The organism is Arthrobacter sp. 01N444 (assembly GCF_056399305.1).
In genome coordinates this window covers 360,118-378,616 of record NZ_JBFTRB010000001.1, presented here as the reverse complement: position 1 = coordinate 378,616, position 18,499 = coordinate 360,118, and the positions used below count along the sequence as shown (strand labels likewise).

Here is an 18,499-nt window from a genome sequence, read left to right as displayed (position 1 = left end):
CACCATGAGCTACGGAATTCCGGCGGCAGAGCCGTCCGCAGAGGTCCCGGTATGCCCCAGGCACCCGGACCGGCCCGCCTATGTGCGTTGCCAGCGGTGCGGGCGCCCTGCGTGCCCCGACTGCCAGCGGGCGGCCGCCGTCGGATTCCAATGCGTTGACTGTGTCAACGAAACCAAGCGCACGACGCCGGCCGTCAGGACCGTCTACGGCGGCGCCGTGACCGCCGGCAAACCCGTGGTCACTTACGTGATCATCGCGCTGTGTGCCCTTGTCTATGCGCTGCAGTGGATAGTCCCCAACGACGGGATTTACCAGCAACTGGCCTACGCTCCCGCCCTGACCGGCGTTGAACCGTGGCGGATGCTCACCTCGGCGTTCCTGCACTCGCAGGGATTCCTGCTCCACATCGTCCTGAACATGTACACGCTGTGGATATTCGGCCAGATCCTAGAGCCGCTGCTGGGCCACGCCCGCTTCCTGGCCATCTACCTGCTCTCGGCCGTCGGAGGCTCCGTCGGCTTCCTCCTGCTGACCCCGGTGTATCCGCTGAACGGCCCGGTGGGCCTCGTCGGCGCCTCCGGCGCCATCTTCGGCCTGTTTGGCGCCCTGCTGGTGGTCCAGCGCCAGCGCGGCGGCGAAGTCCGCCAGCTCCTGGTCCTGATTGCCATCAACGGCGTCATCGGCTTCATGGTCCCGCAGATCGCCTGGCAGGCCCATCTTGGCGGCCTCGTCACCGGCGCCCTGAGCGCCGCCGTGATTGCCTACACCCCCCGCGGCCCGCGGCAGACCCTGCTGCAGGCCATCGGCCTCGCGGTGGTCCTGGCCCTGGTGATCGCCGTGTCCGTCGTGCGGATGGCCGGCGCCGGCGCTTAGCCCGCTCCTGCCGAAGTCCCCGGCCGCAATCGGCCGTAACCGGCCGGAACTGAACGCCCGGCCCCTTCACTCTTTTGCAGTGTTTCCCTCGCTGGTGTTCCTTGGCTGTTCCCTCCGCTTTGTGGGTCTTTCCCCCTGTACACCCGGGCCGCGCCCCGAACCTGAATTCACAGGTGCGGATCCGAGAGTTTTCCACAGCGGTTATCCACATTGTTAATAACTTACAAGCGTGTAGTTCACTGTGACGACCCGGTTCTGACCGCCCGGGCTGGCGATTATCCAGCTTGCAGGCGATGCTGCCGACCCGATCTCCACACCTGTGGATAACTTCTGTGGGTTGCCCTGTGAGTAAGTGGACAACTGTGCCCGCCCAGGCCCTGTTGCCTGGCGCCGGGCGGCACCAGCCCTGTTCCGGCCGTGCGCCGCGGGCACCCCAGGGAGTACTCCACAGAACGGTGCCACGGGCACACCAGGGACCGGTGCCTCAGGACCTCCAGGCGGCGCCGCGTCTCCCCGACGTTCTCCCAGCGCCGTCGCCCCCACAGGGCCCGCGCGCGGCGGCGGCAGGTCGCGACGGGCCGTGGGACGGCCGCGGTGTGTGTTTCAACAGGGTTATTCACAGTGTTAATAACTTGATGGTCTGAGCATCCGCGGGATTTAACCCGGCTCATGGCCCGGCAGAGGGGGTTGCGGCTCCGATGCGCCGGCTGTTATCCCCAGCTGTGGATAACTTGTGGGTAGTGGGCTGTTATTAAGTGGATAACTCGTCCGGTGCAGCTGTGGTCGGGACGGGCCACAACGGCGCGCGGCCGGCCTGCCCCGAGGCGGCCCCGAGGCTGCCGTGAGCCGGCCGTGCGGCGGGACCGCGGTGCCATCCGCGGCCTGTTGCCGGGATCAGGGAACTTGTCCACAGGAAATCCACACTGTTAATAACTTACAGCCGTGTAATTCAGGACCGGCCGGGGATCTCAACAGTGGCTTTGCGCCCCGCTGTGGCCTCGGAACCCGACTGAACCGCATGAAGACCCGGAAACTTATGAACAGTGTGGATAAGTTTCCCCAGACTTGTGCACAGCTGTGGATAATGAGGCGGGACCTCGCCGGGTCGCCGCCGGGTCAATGTGGCCAGACGCCCGATGACCCGCGCCGGTGGCTGTCCAGCAGATGGGTGTCCACCATTCCGATGGCCTCCATGAGCGCGAACATCGTGGTGGGCCCCACGAAGGCGAAGCCCTTCTTGCGCAGCGCCTTGGAGAGCGCGACGGACTCGGCCGAGGTGGTGGGGACCTCATCCAGGGAGTTCGGCCGGGGTGTGGCGGGCGGCTGGAACGCCCATACGAAGTCAGCCAGGCCGCCGTCGTCCCTCAACGCCAGAGTAGCGCGGGCATTGGTGATGGTTGCCTGGATCTTCAGCCGGTTCCGGACGATCCCGGCATCGAGCATGAGCCGCTCCACATCGGCGTCCGTGAAGCGCGCCACCAGTTCCGGGTCGAACTCCTTGAACGCCGCGCGGAAAGCGGGCCGCTTGCGCAGGATTGTCGCCCATGAAAGCCCCGCCTGAAATCCCTCGAGGCTGATGCGTTCGTAGAGGCCCTGTTCGTCCCGGACGGGCATGCCCCATTCGGAGTCGTAATACTCGCGCAGCATGGGATCCACGGCGGCCCACGCCGGCCGCGCCAGTCCGTCGTCGCCAATGGTCGAGCCGTTTACTGCCGGGGTCATCTGGATTCCTTCGCTGGGCCGGGACTAATGCTGTGGGTTAACGGCGAAGGCCGGCACACTGTGTGTACCGGCCCGTCAGGGATCTGCGCCGCGCGGGCCTGGTGTCAGGAACGCCAGCGTGTGGTCATCAGGAAGCCGATGATCGCGATTCCGAAGCCGGCGACGATGTTCAACGAGCCCCAAGCCTGAACCGGGAAGGCGCCCTCTGTGATGTAGAACGTGATGATCCACAGCAGGCCAATGATCATCAGGCCAAACATGACGGGCTTGAACCAGACCGGATTGGGCTTGTGGGCCTCCGCGGCAGAAGTCTGCGGGGCCACACGGGCAGTCCTTTTACGCGGCTTCGACTCGGGCACTGATCCTCCTTGGCGGGCTGGAACAAGAGCGGCCAACGTGGCTTGGTATCCTGCAGGAAGCGAGCCCCCGCCGGCCAACGTGCTCTTGGTCGAGCTTGAATTCTTGTGTCGCACAATTCTAGCTGTAGTTCCGGCCACGCCGTGGACCCGCGCAACCGTCTTGGAGGAGAACCCGCAGTGCTGGAGTTGGAGCAGGAATCCGGCCGGACGGCGCGCAGCCGCCGCGGGCTGCTCCTGCGCTCCATCCACGTCGCGGGCGAGCTGCTCCTGACCGTGGGCGTCATTGTCCTGCTCTTTGTAGCCTGGCAGTTGTGGTGGACGAATGTGGCCTCCGACGCCCGGCAGCGCGAGGCGGTGCACGACTTTGCCCGCGGGATTGGAACAGCCGCTCCCGCAGCGCCGCCTCTGCCGTCGGCTGTTGCCCCGGATCCCGCCGTCGCGCCCGAACCGGCCGAGGGCGCGACCATCGGCATCCTGTATGTTCCCCGTTTCGGCGCCGGATACACGCGTCCAATCGTTCAGGGAACCACTCCGGCGGTGTTGGACACGCTGGGCATCGGGCACTATCAGGGCACGGCTATGCCAGGGGCTGCGGGAAACTTCGCCGTGGCAGGGCATCGGCAGACCCACGGCGCCGTCCTGGACCATATCGACGCCCTGGTGCCCGGGGACCGGATCTACGTCCAGACCCGTGAGGGCTACTATGTCTACGTGTTCCGGAACAGCCAGACAGTCCTCCCCTCGCGGACCGATGTGCTGTTGCCGGTGCCGATGCGGCCGGGCGCCGCGCCGACGGAGAGCTACCTGACCATGACGAGCTGCAATCCGCGGTTTGGCTCCGAGGAACGCTTTGTGGCCTACGCCCTGCTGGAGCGGTGGCAGTCCCTTTCGGCTGGACCGCCGGCCGAAATTTCCCGGGCGGCCCGCGCGGCCGGGGAAGGCTGACGAATGTATGGCTGGCTTTTCCGCCGCCTTCCCGGGCCCTTGTGGCTCAGGATTGCGACCGCGCTGGTGCTGGCGGCCGGAGCACTGGTATTGATGGTTCAGTTCCTTTTTCCCTGGCTGGCGCAATTCACCCAGTTAACAGATTCAACGATTGGTTCGGCAAGGCACCCATGAGCACAACGAAGATCCTGGTCGTAGACAACTACGACAGCTTTGTCTACACCCTGGTCGGCTATCTCCAGGAGCTCGGTGCGGAGACCACCGTAGTCCGCAACGACGACGTCACGCTCGCCGAGGCGATCGAAATGGCCGAGGCGCGGGACGGGGTCCTTATCTCTCCCGGTCCGGGGAATCCAGCCGGGGCCGGCGTCTGCATTGAGCTGATCAAGTGGTGCGGCAGCCACGACAAGCCCATGCTGGGTGTCTGCCTGGGGCACCAGGCGCTGGCGGAGGCCTACGGCGGAACCGTGACGCACGCTCCCGAACTGATGCACGGCAAGACTTCCCTCGTCGAACACCATGGAACCAGCGTCTTTGCGGGGCTCCCGTCGCCCCTCACGGCCACCCGCTACCATTCGCTGGCCGCTGTCCGCGAGAGCATCCCGGAGGTCCTGGAGATCACCGCGGAAACGGGCACCGGTGTGGTGATGGGCCTGCAGCACCGCACCGCTCCGCTGTGCGGCGTCCAGTTCCACCCGGAATCCGTCCTGACCGAAGGCGGCTACCAGATGCTCGGCAACTGGCTGGAGTCGCTGGGCATGGCGGGCGCTGCCGAACGGGCAGCGGACCTGAGCCCGCTCATCAAGCACTGACCCGGCAGGCACTGGAAGCTCGGGCGCGGCGGTAGCCGGCACCTTAGGTTTTTCCCGACCGGGTTAGGGGAACAGTCCGCCCAGGGCCGCGTCCTCTTTGGACGCGCTCTTCGTCGGCGTCGGCGTGGGCGACGGCGGGGGCGGCGGCGGCGCCGGTGCCTTCGCCACGGTCACGGTAATGGTCTTGCCCTGTTCGACGAGCGAATCCGCGGCATCGGCCTGGCCTGTCACCTTGCCCGGAGCCACCTGGGAGTTCTCCACCTCGGTGGCCTTGAGCACCAGGCCCTGTTCCTTCAGTTTCGCCTCCGCCTCCGCCAGCGGCAGCCCGATCAGCTGCGGCACAGCCACCTTGCCGGTGGAGACGACGATTTCGACCGCGTCCGCCACGGCCACAACCTGGCCCGGGGCCGGGTTGGTGGTGATGACAATGCCGACCGGAACGGTGGGGTTGTTGGACATCTTGGTGGTGAGGGCGCCAGTCAGCCCCGTTTGGTGGAGAAGATCGCGGGCTGCCGCCTCGGTCCGGCCGGGCAGGTCCGTCGGGATGGTGATCGCGCTGGGGCCCTCGGAGATGTTGAGGATGATGTCCGAGTTGGCGTCCATGGAACTCCCCGACGTCGGCACGGTGCCAATCGCGGTGCCTTTGGGAATGCTCTCGTGCTGCAGCCGTTGGAGCTGTGGCTTGAAACCTGCGTTGTACAGCCTTTGCAGGGCCTCTGATTCCGTCAGGGACGTCACCGTGGGAACCAGTACCTTGGTTGCCTGCGGCGGGGCCTGATTCATGAGGTTGTACAGCCACAGGCCGCCGCCGGCCAGCACCAGCAGTGTGAGGACCACGAGCGTCGCGATCCAGGTGCGGCGGCGCGTCTTCTGGCGCGGGGTGTGCTCGCGTTCGACCGGCAGCGCCAGCGGCAGGCTGCCGGTGTCCGCAATGCCATAGAGTTCGGTGCCAGCCGGCTGCAGCACTTCCTCGTCGTCGGGTATTTCTTCGGCGGGCCGCAGCCGGCCGCCGGGGGAATCGTCGAGGAACTTGGCGCCGGTCAGGGAGAAAGCTGCCGTGGGCGCCAGGGGGTCGTGCCGGGGAACCTCGTTGGTGGGGTCGGTGGGGGCCTCGCTGGCGGACGGCGCCGTCACCGGAACGCCGCTGCGCGCGGCCCGCAGGGCGCGGCGGAAGGCGGCGGCGTCCTGGAAACGGTCGGCGCGGTTCTTCTGCAGGGCCTTCATCAACACGCTGTCCAGCGCGGCGGAGACTTCGGGATTGAGGCTGCTGGCGGGCTCGGGGATCTCGCGAACGTGCTGGTAGGCCACGGAGACGGGGCTGTCGCCGATGAAGGGCGGCCGGCCGGTCAGCATCTCGTAGAGAAGGCATCCGGCGGAGTACAGGTCGCTGCGCGCGTCGACGGCTTCGCCCCGCGCCTGTTCCGGGGACAGGTACTGCGCCGTGCCGACGACGGCCTGCGTCTGTGTCATGGTGGCGGACGAATCCGCAATGGCGCGGGCGATTCCGAAGTCCATGACCTTGACGCTGTTTGAATCGGGGCAAAACATCACGTTGGCGGGCTTGATGTCGCGGTGCACGATCCCGGCCTTGTGGCTGTAATCGAGCGCGGACAGCACGCCCAGGGTGAAGTCGATCGCCTGGTCGATGGTGACGTCCTTGGCCCGCACCATGTCGCGGATGGTCTTGCCGGAAACGAACTCCATCACGATGTAGGGCACCCGGACGCTGTCGTCGTGGTCACCGGGGACCGCGTGGTCCCCGGTGTCGAAGACAGCCACGATCGAGGGGTGGTTGAGTGCCGCGACAGCCTGGGCCTCGCGCTTGAAGCGGGCCTGGAACTGCGGATCCCGGGCCAGGTCCGGGCGCAGCAGCTTGACGGCCACGGTACGTCCCAGCCGGGTATCGAGGCCGCGGAAAACATCCGCCATGCCGCCACGGCCGATCAGCTCACCCAGCTCATAGCGCCCGCTGAGGACGCGCTGCGTGTTCGCCGGGCGTTCCTCCCTGTGCGACGGAGTGCGGGGTGTATTGCTCATGATCGTTTAGGGTCCGGACTTGGTAGCTGAAGGTGAAGGGGATGCGGCCGTGGCCTTGGCGAGGTGGTAGGTCACGACGCTTCCCGCGGTCACTTTGGACCCGGAAGGAGGCTGCGAGCTCACGAAAGTGCCCGGATCTTCCTTCTTGTTTGTGGGACTGACGTCGGCTCCCTTGGCCCAGCGCAGCCCGGCGTCCTGGATTGCCTGCTGGACTTCAGCCTCGCTGGCGCCCGCCTTGATGGACGGGACGTCGACCATTTCCGGGCCCTTGGAGTAGCTGACCGTGATGGTGGTGCCGGGCTGGACCGCACCGGAGGGATCGATGTTGGTGACGGTGCCTGGCGTCGCGTCGTTGACGACCTCGACACCAGTGACTTGCAGCCCCTTGCCGATCAGCTCATTGCGGACATCGTTGTACGGCCGCCCGAGGTAGGCGTCCGGGATCAGGTTGACCGCGGCCGGGGTGGATTCGGTGGGTGTCGCGGAGCTGGGCGTGGGGGTGGGGGTCTCGGTCGGGGAAGCCGAGGACGCCGACGGCGTGGCACTGCTCGGTTTCGCGATGCTGGACGTGGCACTGCTCGTGGCCGGACCCTGCGAGGGGAAGAGGCTGCCGGCCTGGCTCAGGACCACACCGACCAGGGCGAACACCACCAGCAGGATCAGCGCAATCAGCGGCCACGTCCACGGGCTGCGTCCGCGGCGCTTCGGCTCCTCCTCCGGCTCGTCGTAGTCTTCTTCCTCCTCTTCCTGCACCCAGCTTCGCTCGGCCGCCAGGGCATCGGCGCGGTTGAGAGCGTTGCGGGCGCCGTAGCCGCTGGCTGCGGCAGCGCCTGCTGCCAGGCCCGCGGCTGCACCTGCACCGGCGGCGCCCACTACGGGCAGCGCGGACGTCGCCGACGTCGACTTGTCCTCTGCGGCGCTGGAGCCAATGACGCTGGTGGCCGCTGTGGGGACGTCGACGGGGGCCGTGATGGGCCCGGTGGCTGCCTCGAAAAGCAGCATGCCCGGTACGGCTGCGTGTGCGGCGGCGATATCACCGTTGCGGATGGCCTCGGCCGCCTCGGACAGCTTGATGGCGTCGGCCGGGCGGTTCTTCGGATCCTTGGCCAGCATGGACATCAGCAGGGCGCGGACGGGTCTGGGCAGTGTGTCCGGCAGGGGCGGAGGCGCATCGTTGACCTGGGCCAGCGCGATGGCGATCTGGGATTCCCCGGAGAACGGCCGGTGGCCCGTGAGGCACTCGTAGCCGATGACGCCGAGGGAGTAGATGTCCGAGGCTCCGGTGGCAGTCTGCCCCGTGGCCTGTTCGGGCGCCAGGTACTGGGCGGTGCCCATCACCTGGCCGGTCTGGGTCAGCGGAACCTGGTCGGCCAGGCGCGCGATGCCGAAGTCGGTGACCTTGACGCGGCCGTCGGGGGTGATGAGCAGGTTCCCCGGCTTGATGTCGCGGTGCACGAGGCCCTGGGCGTGGGCGACTGCCAGGGCCCGCGCCGTCTGGGCGATCATCGAAAGGGTGCGGTCCGGGGAAAGCACTTGTTCGTGCTCGATGATGCTGCTCAGCGGCTGGCCCGGAACCAGTTCCATGACCAGGTAGGCGGAACCCTCTTCCTCGCCGTAATCGAAGACGTTGGCGATGCCCACGTGGTTCAGCAGGGCGGTATGGCGTGCCTCGGCGCGGAAGCGCTGCAGGAAACCGGGGTCGCCCGTGTATTCCTCCTTGAGCACCTTGATGGCGACGATGCGGCCAAGGATCAGGTCTTTGGCTTTCCAGACTTCTCCCATGCCGCCGATCGCAATGCGCGTGGTCAGCTGGAATCTGCCGCCGAGGGTGATTCCCGAAGTAGGCCTCACTTATTCAACACCGCCTCAAAAATCTTCTTCGCGTTCGGACTGGTTAGGTTTGCGCCAGTGGTGATATCTACGCCTTCCATGACGATGGTGACGGCCACTTGCGGGTCATTTGCCGGGGCAAACCCGGTAAACCAAGAATTGTTCAGGCCGTTGCCGAGTTCCGCGGTACCGGTCTTGCCGGCCACCTGGACACCGGGCACGGCCGCACGGTGTGCGATGCCGTCGTCGACAACGCTGACCATCCACTCGTTGATCTGCCGTGCGATCTCCGGAGTCGTGGCGGTGCGCAGGGCCTGGGGTTTCGGTTCGTTGATCGTCCGCAGGTCGGGGGCGCGTACGGCCTTGATCAGGTTCGGCTGCATCTGCACTCCGTCGTTGGCGATCGCCGCCGTCATGGTGTTGATCTGCAGCGGCGTGGCGCGGACGTCGCGCTGGCCGATCGAGGACTGCGCCAGCCCGGCGTCGTCCAGCGGTTCGGTCGGGAAGAAGCTTGGGGCACTGTCCAGCTTGAGCTGGTCGCCGAAGTCCTGGCCGAAGCCGAATTTCTCCGCCTCGTCCGCGATGGCTTTCTGCTTCAGGTCCAGGGCGATGCTGGCGAACGGTGTGTTGCAGGACTGCTGCAGGGCAAACGCGAACGACGCCGTCGTGCGCGTGTAGCAGTTGCCGCCCGCGTAGTTGGGCAGCTTGTAGTCGATGCCGGGGAAGGACATCTCGGCCGGGTTGGGCAGGTCGCTGTCCTTGTTGTACTTGCCCGATTTCAGCGCCGCAGAGGTGTCGATGAGCTTGAACACCGATCCCGGTGCCAGCAGCTCGCCCGTGGGTCCAGAGACGTTCTGGTTCAGGTTGATCCCGGGGACCTGGTTCAGCTCGGTGTAGTTGGCCTGTTCGGCGGCAGCGTCCTGGGTGGCAATGAGGTTGGGGTCATAGGACGGTTTGGACACCATGGCCAGGACCGCGCCGGTCTTCGGGTTGGTGACCACGATGTGCCCGCGAATGCCGTCCGGGATGAGGTCGTACGCCAGCTTCTGGAGCTTGGGGTCCAAGGTAAGCTCCACGGACGCGCCCTTGGGCTGGTTGCCGAGGAACAACTGGCCCACCCGGTCCAGGAACTGCTGGTCCGAGCTGCCGGCCAGGACATCGTTCATGGACTTCTCGAGTCCGGTGAGGCCGTAGTTCTTGGAGAAGTAGCCGGTGACGCCCGCGTAGAGTTCGGGCTGGGAGTAGGTCCGCTGGAATTTGCAGCTTTCCGTGGCGGGCACGGACTCTGCCACCGGGGTGCCGCCGACAATGATCGCACCGCGGTCGTTGCAGTAGTTCTGCAGGATGGCGCGCCTGTTCCAGGCGTTGGCCTTAAGCTCGTCGGCGCCAACCACCTGCACATAGCTGAGCGCGCCGAAGATCAGCACGAACATCGCGATGGCGGCAATCCATGAATTGCGGATGGCCTGGTTCACAGCTGTTTCACCGCCTCGGTGGGTGCGTCGGGACTGTTACGGGGATCCGGCGCCGGTTTGGCAGGCAGCACGGGGAAGTTCTTGCGCGCACCGGGTTCCTGGCCGGGCGGCAACGGCGTTGTATCCACCGGGCCGCGCGCGGAGTGCGAAATCATGAGCAGCAGACCCACAATGATCCAGTTCGCCAGGAGCGAGGACCCCCCGGCGGCGAGGAACGGCGTCGTAAGTCCGGTCAGGGGGATCAGGCGCGTCACGCCGCCGATCACCACAAAGCACTGCAGCGCGATCGCGAAGGAGAGCCCGGTGGCGAGCAGTTTGCCGAACGCGTCACGGGTGCCCAGCGCGGCGCGGAATCCCCGGGTGAACAGCAGCAGGTACATCAGGACGATCGCGAAGACGCCGATCAGGCCCAGTTCCTCGCCAAAGGAGGCGATGATCATGTCGCTGTTGGCGAAGGGGACGAGGTTGGGCCGGCCCTGGCCGAGGCCGGTGCCGACCAGGCCGCCGTTGGCCATGCCGAACAGGCCCTCGACAATTTGGAGGCTGCCGCCGAACTGCCGGCCGTAGACCTCATCGGTGAACGCGTTGAGCCAGCCGTCGATCCGCAGGGCCACGTGCGAGAACACGCGGGCAGCGACGACGCCGCCGACGGCAATCAGCACGAGGCCGATGATCACCCAGCTGATGCGGCTCGTGGCGACGTAGATCATGACGAGGAACAGGCCGAAGAACAGGATCGAGGATCCCAGGTCACGCTGGAAGACCAGCACGCCGATGCTCACGAGCCAGGCGGTGATCATGGGGCCCATGTCCTTGAACCGCGGGAACTGCACCGGGCCGATCTTGCGGCCCGCCAGCAGGATGAGGTCCCGGTTCGACGACAGATAGCCGGCAAAGAAGATGGCCAGCGTGATCTTGGCGATTTCACCCGGCTGGAAGGTCATGGAACCGATCTTGATCCAGACGCTGGCACCCAGGACCTCTCCGGCGGAGACGCCGGGAACCAGCGGCAGGATGAGGAGCACGGCGCTGATGGCCAGGGAGATATAGGTGAAGCGGCGCAGGATCCGGTGGTCCTTGAGGAACCAAATGACCGCGATCGCGACCGCCATGGCCACCAGGGTCCAGCGCAGCTGGTTGTTGCCGGTGTCTTCGCCCACCCTGTCCAGCCGGTGGATCATGGCCAGGCCCAGCCCGTTAAGGGCGACCACGAGCGGAAGTATTACCGGGTCGGCATATTTTGCGCGGAGCCGCAGCACCACATGGAAGGCGAGGGCGGCCAACGCCAGGAGTCCGGACTGGAACCAGAAGTCGGTGTCAAACGCTTTTTGCCGGTCCACGCCCACGAGTGCCTGGGCACCAATCCCTACGGCGAGGGCGAGGACCAGGAGGACAAGCTCCACGTTTCGTCGTGGCCTGGGCACGGGGTCGATGGGTGTCATTTGGCCCCCTCGCAATTCGTAGTCGGGGTGGCGGATGGCGACGGCTTGGCCGCTCCAGGGGAGGCTGTGGCACTTGGCGACGCCGTGGAGCCCGGCTTGGCCGTGGTGCCGGGGGAGGGGGTGGCACCGGCGGACGTCGCTGCGGGGGACGGGGTGAGGCATTCATCGGCCGGGGCGGTCGTGCCGGTGCGTTCCAGGTTTTTGACGATCCGCTGCGCGTCGTAGAGGTCGCGGGCGGGCACAGTCTGGCGCACCCGCTGCTGCGAAAATTCGGGAAGGTCGGACATCTTGATATCGGTTACCGCTTCGAGAGTGGAAAGCTGGATGGGCCCGAGACGCTGGGAGACGCCGTTGAAGATGGCCACATGCTGATCGTGTTCGCCGATGTAGTAGCGCGTCTGGGTCCAGGCGTAGCCAAGCCAGAGTCCGACGGCCAGCAGCGCGACGATCGCGGCGGCAATGGATACGGTAAGCCACCGGCGCGGCCGTCCGGCGGGCCTGAAGTCGTCTGCCTCCTCGCGGTCCTGTTCGGACTTGTGCGTGAGGACCGTGGCCGCGCGCCGGGCCACGGTGCGTCCGGCGATGGAAGGAATGGACCCTGATTCCGCCGCTGCGGCGGCGGCCCCGACAAGTTCGTGCGGGCGCATGGAGAGTTCTTCCCGCAGGACTTCGGCCGAGAGGTGTTCGCCCAGATGCGGGTCGGTGGTGGTCTCGGGTTCCTTGCCCTCGGCGGCCTTCTGTGTGGCGGCGGCCGGCGATGTGCCGTCGGCCGGGGACCCTGCGGCCGGGTCGGCCGGCGGCCCCGAGGCTCCTGCCGCGGCGGCCAGCGCGGCAGGCCCGGTGTCCTGGGCGGAGTTGTCCTTCTTTACGGACTCGTTTACGGACTCGCCGGGGGTTTTCGCGGCACCAACGGTGCTGCCGGCCAGGGGCCCGGCCGGGGCGGCGGGCGCTGACGTCCCGGCGGCCGCTGCGGGCGCGGGCACGACGTCGACGGCGGCGGTCCGGACGTCATCGCGTGTCGGCTCGGCGATGTCGAGTACCACCACGGTCACGTTGTCCGGGGCGCCGGCCTCCAGCGTGAGTTCAACCAGCAGTTCGGCGCATTCGCCCAGGTCCTTCGTCTCCCGGACGGTGCGCTCCACGACGTGGCCGGCCACATAGTTCAGGCCGTCCGAGCAGAGCAGCCATCGTTCCCCGGCCTGGACTGCCAGTGTGTCAAGATCAAGCTCCGGGCTGGCATCGACGTCGCCCAGCACGCGCATGAGGACGTTCTTGTGCGGATGCGTTTCGGCCTCTTCGGGGCGGAGCCTGCCCTCATCGATGAGCCGCTGGACAAAGGTGTGGTCGACACTGACCTGTTCGAACTCGCCGTCGCGCAGCCGGTAGGCCCGGGAGTCGCCGATGTGGGCGAAGTGGAGCTTTCCTTCGGCGAGGAGCAGGGCCGTGACCGTGGTGCCCATCCCGGCGAGCTTGGGATTCATGTGCACCAGTTCGGACAGCAGGGAGTTGGCCGTCTGGATTTCGTCGGCGAGCACGGTCCCGGCGTCGCCGTCGTAGTCGTCGTGGTCCAGGTGGATCATGTCCAGGACGGTCGCGGCGGAGGCGACGTCGCCGCCGGCATGGCCACCCATGCCGTCGGCGACGACGGCGAGGTGCCGGCCGACGTAGGCGGAGTCGTCATTCTTGGCGCGTATGCGGCCGACGTCTGACCGCGCGGCGTAGCGCATGATGAGCGGCCGCTTCGGGGCAGTTGGCTTGCCTTCGGCCCTGTCTGCGGGAAATTCCGGGGCAGCCACGGCTACGGCCTCAATTCGATGACCGTCTTGCCGATTCTCACGGGGACGCCCAGCTCCACCGGGAGGGCCCGGGTCAGCTGCTGGTCTGCCAGATATGTGCCATTAGTGGAGCCGAGGTCCTCGATGAACCAGCGGCTGCCCTGCGGGAACAGGCGGGCATGGCGGCCCGAGGCGTAGTCGTCCTCCAGGACCAGGGTGGCTTCCTGTGCCCGGCCAAGGAGGATCGGGCTCGCCGCGAGGGCGATGGTGGTGCCCTTCAACGGTCCCTCGGTCACGATCAGCTGGCGGGCCTGCTGTTTGACGGGGGCGGGCGGCGGTTCAGCAAGGGAAGGATTCTTGCGCACCTGGCGTGCCGTGGGGGCACCGGCCGCCGCCTTGCGGCCGATCATCAGGTCGCGGCGCATGGCCGAGACAATGCTGAAGATCAGCACCCACAGGAGGATGAGGAACCCGAAACGCAGGGCCGTGATGGTCAATTCGCTCATGCGTGGCCGCCTGGGTGGGCGGGCAGTAGGCGGAAGATGATTTTGGTTCGTCCCATCATGATCGTGGCGCCGTCAGCAAGATCCGAACTGCCCACGATCTTTTGGCCGTTGACGTAGCTGCCGTTCGTGGAGCCGAGATCGATCGCCTGGGCCGTACCAGGCCCAGTCCGGATTTCCAGGTGGCGGCGCGAAACGCCGGTGTCGTCAATAAGGATGTCTGCTTCGGAGGACCGTCCGAGGACGATTGAGGGCGCGTTCAGCGAATAGCGCTGGCCGTCGATGTCCAGTACAGGCTGAAGCTGTGTCGGCTGGCGTGTCGGAGCCGCGGGTACGTTGCCGTGAATACCCGGCTGCGCCGGGACGGAAGGGGCGGAGGCTTTCTCGGTCCGCGAGGTGATGTCGAAATTCCCGGCGCGGTGCTCCTCATCGCGGCGGAAACTGATCCGGACCGGGCCCTGGAGGGTGTAGCCCTGGCTGCGGACATGGTTGATGACGACGTCGCACAGTTCCTCCGCGAGCGGTGTGCCCCATTCCTGGGCGCGCTGGAAGTCCTCGCTGCTGAGGAGTACGTCAAAAACGTTAGGGGCCAGGGTGCGTCCCGCGGCGATCGTGATGGCCTTGTTGTCCACCTCGGTGCGGAGGCGGCTCGCGATCTCGACAGGCTCAACCTGGGCGCGGGAACCGGTGGAGAAGACTCCGCGGACGGCCTTTTCGATGCCGCGCTCGACTTTGTCCAGCAATCCCATGGTCCTTCTCCTTTCCTGTTGGCTGCGGGGCAGCGTTCGTTCCGGAACTCGGTTTCCAACTTTTGCGAGCCCGCGCTCAGCGGACACTCCTACATCAGATACTACTGGGCGTGTCTGGGAATGGCCTCAACGGACGCCGCCGGGGCGACGTCAAAATGAGTGCCCGCCGCGCCCTGACGTGCGCGGACACCGCCGCCGGGACTGCCGAGGCGGGTCCCCGCGTGACGCCCGGCGGCGGGGCAAACGTGGCCGGCAAACGACCCCATTCAGGGGGCTCTGGGGCTCGATTGGTGTTTTCCGGCAATTGTCCGTTATGCTTGATCTCGCTGCTTTTACGAGGTTGGCGGTCCGGGAAACCGGCCCTATCCGAGTGGAAGAAGTTGCGCGCGAGTGGCGGAACGGCAGACGCGCTGGCTTCAGGTGCCAGTGTCCGAAAGGGCGTGGGGGTTCAAATCCCCCCTCGCGCACGCAATCGAAAGAACCCCGGTCTTGGACCGGGGTTCTTTTGTTTAACCCGCGCGGGGGCAGCCGGCGTCGGGGTTTCCCGGTTTCCCCACATTCGAAGGCTTGGCCCGGCGTGTTGCGCCGACCCGCCGGTGTGGGGCGGCGCCGGTCCGTCAAAAGTGGGGAAACTCCGCAGCAGCGGACTCCGCAGCAGCGGACCACGCGGCAAGACCGCTAGGCTGCCCGCAGCGCCCCGAGCCCGGCGAGGAGTGCCTCGAGTCCCAGCTTGAAGGCGACGTCGGCCGGTTTTTCATGGCCTTCCTCGGCCAGGCGCTGGACGGCGGCGGTGAAATGCGGTGTCGACGCGGCCATGGTGCCGGAATCGAAGATGTCCGCGGGTGCGGTGACGTCGTAGGCGGAGCCAAAGATGAACGATTCGATCGCGACAATGGCCGGGACAATGCGCTCCTGCGGAAAGCCTGCGCGGCTGAAACCGGCACTGACGGCCTCATACATGGCCAGTGTCTTGGGCGCGTCGGTCACGGGCAGTACGGCAATGACGGGAATCAGTGGGGTGTGCTTGGAAAATACGTCGCGGTAGCTCCAGGCCCAATCCCTCACGGCCTGTTCCCAGTCCCCGGCCTCGAAGGCGGTGACGTCCACGAACGAGGTCAAGTGGTCCTGGACGAGGACCAGCACGTCCCGTTTGGACGAGACATGGTTGTACAGCGCCGAGGGAGCCACGTTGAGGGTCCGCGCCAGGGCAGCCATGGTGAACCCGTCGTAGCCGCTCTTGCCAATCAGCTGCAGGGCCGCCACGGTGATGCCGTTCTGGTCCAGCACTGCCGCGGCGGGCCGTCCCGCACGGCGGCGGGGCCTGGCTGCGGGGCCGTGCGGATCGGCGGGGGCGCTGGTTGCTGCCGTCATTCCGGGCCTTTCTTCTCTGCTTGGCTTCTCAGTTTGGCTGGCGGGTTCGGGGTGAGCCCGTTCTGCCCCTACTTTACGGGCGAAATTCATTAGGCGGAGGGTCTTCCCCGAAGCGTGTGGAAGGTCTATCATTCTAAATGAACGCCATTCATTTTGTGGTCCGCATCACTCTAGCGGCCACGGGGAGGAACATCATGCTGGAACTTGACCGCGACGTCGTCATCGTAGGAGCCGGCCCGTCAGGCTTGACCGCCGCCCGCGAGCTGAAAAAGGCCGGACTCAGTGTGGCGGTGCTCGAGGCGCGGGACCGCGTGGGCGGCCGGACCTGGACCGACACGGTTGACGGGGCCATGCTCGAGATCGGCGGCCAGTGGGTTTCGCCGGACCAGACCGGGCTCCTGGGGCTCCTGGATGAGCTCGGACTGCAGACCTATTCCCGCTACCGCGACGGCGAATCCGTCTACATTGGCGCGGACGGCAGGCGCACCCTGTACACCGGTGACACCTTCCCGGTCAGCGAAACCACCGCCGTTGAAATGGACAAGCTCACGGCACTGCTGGACTCCCTGGCCGCGGAGATGGTTCCCGAGGAGCCGTGGGCCCACCCCAAGGCCCGCGAGCTGGACACCATCTCCTTTCACCATTGGCTGCGGCAGAACTCAACAGATGAGGAAGCCTGCAACAACATCGGCCTGTTCATCGCCGGCGGCATGCTGACCAAACCGGCCCACGCCTTCTCCGCCCTGCAGGCCGTCCTCATGGCTGCCTCGGCGGGGTCCTTCACCAACCTCACGGATGAGGACTTCATCCTGGACAAGCGGGTTGTCGGCGGGATGCAGCAGGTTTCGCTGCTGCAGGCCGCGGAACTGGGCGACGACGTCGTCCTCGGCAGCCCGGTCCGCACCATCAACTGGGCCAATGACGCGAGCGGAGGCTACCGTGTCACTGCCGTCTCCGACCGGGCCACGGTGAACGCACGTTTCGTCATCATGGCCGTGCCGCCAAACCTCTACACCCGGGTGTCCTTTAACCCGCCGTTGCCCCGCCGCCAGCACCAGATGCACCAGCACCAGTCACTTGGCCTGGTCATCAAGGTCCACGCCGTCTACAGCAGCCCGTTCTGGCGCGAAGACGGCCTGTCCGGGACGGCCTTCGGCGCCGGCGCCATTGTGCAGGAGGTCTACGACAACACCAACCACGAGGACCCGCGCGGCACGCTGGTGGGCTTTGTCTCGGATGAGAAGGCCGACGCCATGTTCGAGCTCAGCGCGGAGGACCGCCGCCGCGCCATCCTCGAGTCGATTGCGTCCTTCCTCGGCGAAAAGGCCCTGGATCCCGAGGTTTACTACGAGTCCGACTGGGGTTCGGAGGAATGGACCCGGGGGGCTTACGCCGCCAGCTACGACCTTGGCGGACTGCACCGCTACGGCAAGGACCAGCTGACGCCGGTCGGGCCGATCTACTGGTCCTGCTCGGATCTTGCGGCCGAGGGCTACCAGCATGTTGACGGCGCCGTCCGGATGGGGCAGCTCACGGCGGCCCGGATCGTCGCTGCTGCGGACCGTGCGTCCGTCGCCTCGTAGAGAATCCCAACAATTCAGTTGAATGCAGTCCAGTTCAGTTAGGAGAGCGGCCAGATGCGTTACGTAGTGGGGTATTCAGCCAATGCCAGGGGCCATGATGCGGTCAATCTGGCCGTCTCCCTGGCGCTCGGGCGGGGGGCGAGCCTGGACCTTGTGCTGGTGGTGCCCGAAGTGCAGCAGTCCGGGCACGCCCTCGCGCCGAAGGCCGGCTTCGAAAATCTGCTCACCGAGCAGGCCCAGGAGTGGCTCGACCAGGCCCTGGCGCTGGTTCCATCCAGTGTCCCGGCGCAGGCACACATCCGCAGCCATGATTCCGACGCGCACGCACTGATCGAGGCGGCCGAGGAATTGGGCGCGGACATGCTCATCATCGGGGCCACCAGCACCGGACTCTTCAAACGGTTCACGATCGGGTCGGTGGCCAGTGCATTGCTCCACGCCTCGACCGTTCCGGTGGCCCTGGCACCGCACGGCTATCACCGCCAGGAGGCTCTGACCCGGATCAGTTGCGGGCTCGGAACCCGGGCCGGTGCGGAGAAGCTGCTCGAATTCGCCCTAGGCATGGCGTCGAACCGGGACGTGCCACTGCGGGTGGTGTCGCTTCTGGCCCTCGACGGCGATGCGGCCGATTCAGCCGACGCGGCCCGGGAGTATGCGGCCAAGTGCCTTGCCGACGCACTGGCTGCCGGCGGGCCGGCAGTACCGGGGGAGGCGAAGGCGGAGGTCCCGGGGGAGGCCAAGACGGAAGCCCAGGTAGAGGCGAAGACGGAAATCGTCGTCGCCCACGGGCGCAGCATCGAGGAAGCCGTGGACCGCCTGGACTGGGAAGACGGCGAGGTCCTGTTGATCGGATCCAGCCGGCTTGCCAAGGGCCGGTCCATCTTCCTCGGCAGCACAGCGGGCCGCATTCTGCGCGCCCTGCCGGTGCCGATGATCGTGGTCCCCAGCGACTATGAACTCAAGCACCTCAATCATTCAGCGTCGAGTGACACCCCCCGAGAGGCACAACAATGAGCGCAGAC

General features: G+C 66.6%; 15 protein-coding genes and 1 tRNA gene. 6 read left to right on the top strand and 10 right to left on the bottom strand.

The window, feature by feature from the left end; all coding sequences use genetic code 11:
- Nucleotides 1-4 precede the first annotated feature (4 nt).
- Complete coding sequence (locus AC1DKN_RS01780; RefSeq protein WP_230008395.1) at nt 5-874, top strand: rhomboid family intramembrane serine protease; 870 nt, start codon at nt 5-7, stop codon at nt 872-874.
- A 1,116-nt stretch (nt 875-1,990) separates the two neighbouring features.
- On the opposite strand, the gene AC1DKN_RS01775 is transcribed toward AC1DKN_RS01780, so the two are convergent.
- Together AC1DKN_RS01775 and AC1DKN_RS01770 are read right to left on the bottom strand one after the other, a co-directional pair.
- Nucleotides 1,991-2,596 carry a DNA-3-methyladenine glycosylase I gene (locus tag AC1DKN_RS01775; RefSeq protein WP_476870304.1) on the bottom strand — a complete coding sequence of 202 codons (606 nt, stop codon included), beginning with the start codon at nt 2,594-2,596 and terminating at the stop codon, nt 1,991-1,993.
- A 104-nt stretch (nt 2,597-2,700) separates the two neighbouring features.
- A complete protein-coding gene (locus AC1DKN_RS01770) occupies nt 2,701-2,955 on the bottom strand; it encodes a cell division protein CrgA (RefSeq protein WP_476870303.1) in 255 nt (84 codons plus the stop codon).
- Nucleotides 2,956-3,132: 177 nt separating this feature from the next.
- On the opposite strand from AC1DKN_RS01770, the gene AC1DKN_RS01765 reads away from it, so the two are divergent.
- Both AC1DKN_RS01765 and AC1DKN_RS01760 read left to right on the top strand, forming a co-directional pair.
- Nucleotides 3,133-3,900, top strand: a complete 768-nt coding sequence (locus tag AC1DKN_RS01765; RefSeq protein ID WP_476870302.1) for a class E sortase — start codon at nt 3,133-3,135, stop codon at nt 3,898-3,900.
- Nucleotides 3,901-4,070: 170 nt separating this feature from the next.
- Nucleotides 4,071-4,712 (top strand): anthranilate synthase component II, encoded by a 642-nt coding sequence (locus tag AC1DKN_RS01760; RefSeq protein ID WP_028278232.1) that lies wholly within the window; start codon nt 4,071-4,073, stop codon nt 4,710-4,712.
- Nucleotides 4,713-4,775: 63 nt separating this feature from the next.
- Here AC1DKN_RS01760 and pknB read toward each other — a convergent pair whose 3' ends face one another.
- Genes pknB through AC1DKN_RS01725 form a run of 7 tightly spaced genes read right to left on the bottom strand, consistent with a single transcriptional unit; the run spans nt 4,776 to nt 14,523 of the window.
- Nucleotides 4,776-6,749: a Stk1 family PASTA domain-containing Ser/Thr kinase gene (pknB, locus tag AC1DKN_RS01755; RefSeq protein WP_476850713.1), complete on the bottom strand. Its 1,974-nt coding sequence runs from the start codon at nt 6,747-6,749 to the stop codon at nt 4,776-4,778.
- A gap of 6 nt (nt 6,750-6,755) precedes the next feature.
- A complete protein-coding gene (locus AC1DKN_RS01750) occupies nt 6,756-8,600 on the bottom strand; it encodes a protein kinase domain-containing protein (RefSeq protein WP_476850714.1) in 1,845 nt (614 codons plus the stop codon).
- Nucleotides 8,597-10,054, bottom strand: a complete 1,458-nt coding sequence (locus AC1DKN_RS01745) for a peptidoglycan D,D-transpeptidase FtsI family protein (RefSeq protein ID WP_476850715.1) — start codon at nt 10,052-10,054, stop codon at nt 8,597-8,599. Before AC1DKN_RS01745 ends, AC1DKN_RS01750 begins: the two co-directional genes overlap by 4 nt.
- On the bottom strand, nt 10,051-11,496 hold the full coding sequence (locus AC1DKN_RS01740; protein ID WP_476850716.1) for an FtsW/RodA/SpoVE family cell cycle protein: 1,446 nt from the start codon (nt 11,494-11,496) through the stop codon (nt 10,051-10,053). The genes AC1DKN_RS01745 and AC1DKN_RS01740 overlap by 4 nt, the downstream gene beginning before the upstream one ends.
- Nucleotides 11,493-13,292: a PP2C family protein-serine/threonine phosphatase gene (locus AC1DKN_RS01735; protein ID WP_476870301.1), complete on the bottom strand. Its 1,800-nt coding sequence runs from the start codon at nt 13,290-13,292 to the stop codon at nt 11,493-11,495. The genes AC1DKN_RS01740 and AC1DKN_RS01735 overlap by 4 nt, the downstream gene beginning before the upstream one ends.
- A 2-nt stretch (nt 13,293-13,294) precedes the next feature.
- Entirely contained in the window at nt 13,295-13,777 is a 483-nt protein-coding gene (locus AC1DKN_RS01730; protein ID WP_018775647.1) for an FHA domain-containing protein FhaB/FipA, read from the bottom strand.
- Nucleotides 13,774-14,523: an FhaA domain-containing protein gene (locus tag AC1DKN_RS01725; protein WP_476870300.1), complete on the bottom strand. Its 750-nt coding sequence runs from the start codon at nt 14,521-14,523 to the stop codon at nt 13,774-13,776. The genes AC1DKN_RS01730 and AC1DKN_RS01725 overlap by 4 nt, the downstream gene beginning before the upstream one ends.
- A 384-nt stretch (nt 14,524-14,907) precedes the next feature.
- Between AC1DKN_RS01725 and AC1DKN_RS01720 the strand changes: the two genes are divergently transcribed.
- A tRNA-Leu gene (locus tag AC1DKN_RS01720) sits at nt 14,908-14,990 on the top strand.
- A 211-nt stretch (nt 14,991-15,201) separates the two neighbouring features.
- Here the strand turns inward: AC1DKN_RS01720 and AC1DKN_RS01715 are convergent.
- Nucleotides 15,202-15,894, bottom strand: a complete 693-nt coding sequence (locus AC1DKN_RS01715) for a TetR/AcrR family transcriptional regulator (protein WP_476850718.1) — start codon at nt 15,892-15,894, stop codon at nt 15,202-15,204.
- Between the two features lie 194 nt (nt 15,895-16,088).
- On the opposite strand from AC1DKN_RS01715, the gene AC1DKN_RS01710 reads away from it, so the two are divergent.
- Together AC1DKN_RS01710 and AC1DKN_RS01705 are read left to right on the top strand one after the other, a co-directional pair.
- Nucleotides 16,089-17,477, top strand: a complete 1,389-nt coding sequence (locus AC1DKN_RS01710) for a flavin monoamine oxidase family protein (protein ID WP_476850726.1) — start codon at nt 16,089-16,091, stop codon at nt 17,475-17,477.
- A 54-nt stretch (nt 17,478-17,531) separates the two neighbouring features.
- Nucleotides 17,532-18,491: a universal stress protein gene (locus tag AC1DKN_RS01705; RefSeq protein ID WP_459383496.1), complete on the top strand. Its 960-nt coding sequence runs from the start codon at nt 17,532-17,534 to the stop codon at nt 18,489-18,491.
- The last annotated feature ends 8 nt before the right edge of the window (nt 18,492-18,499 follow it).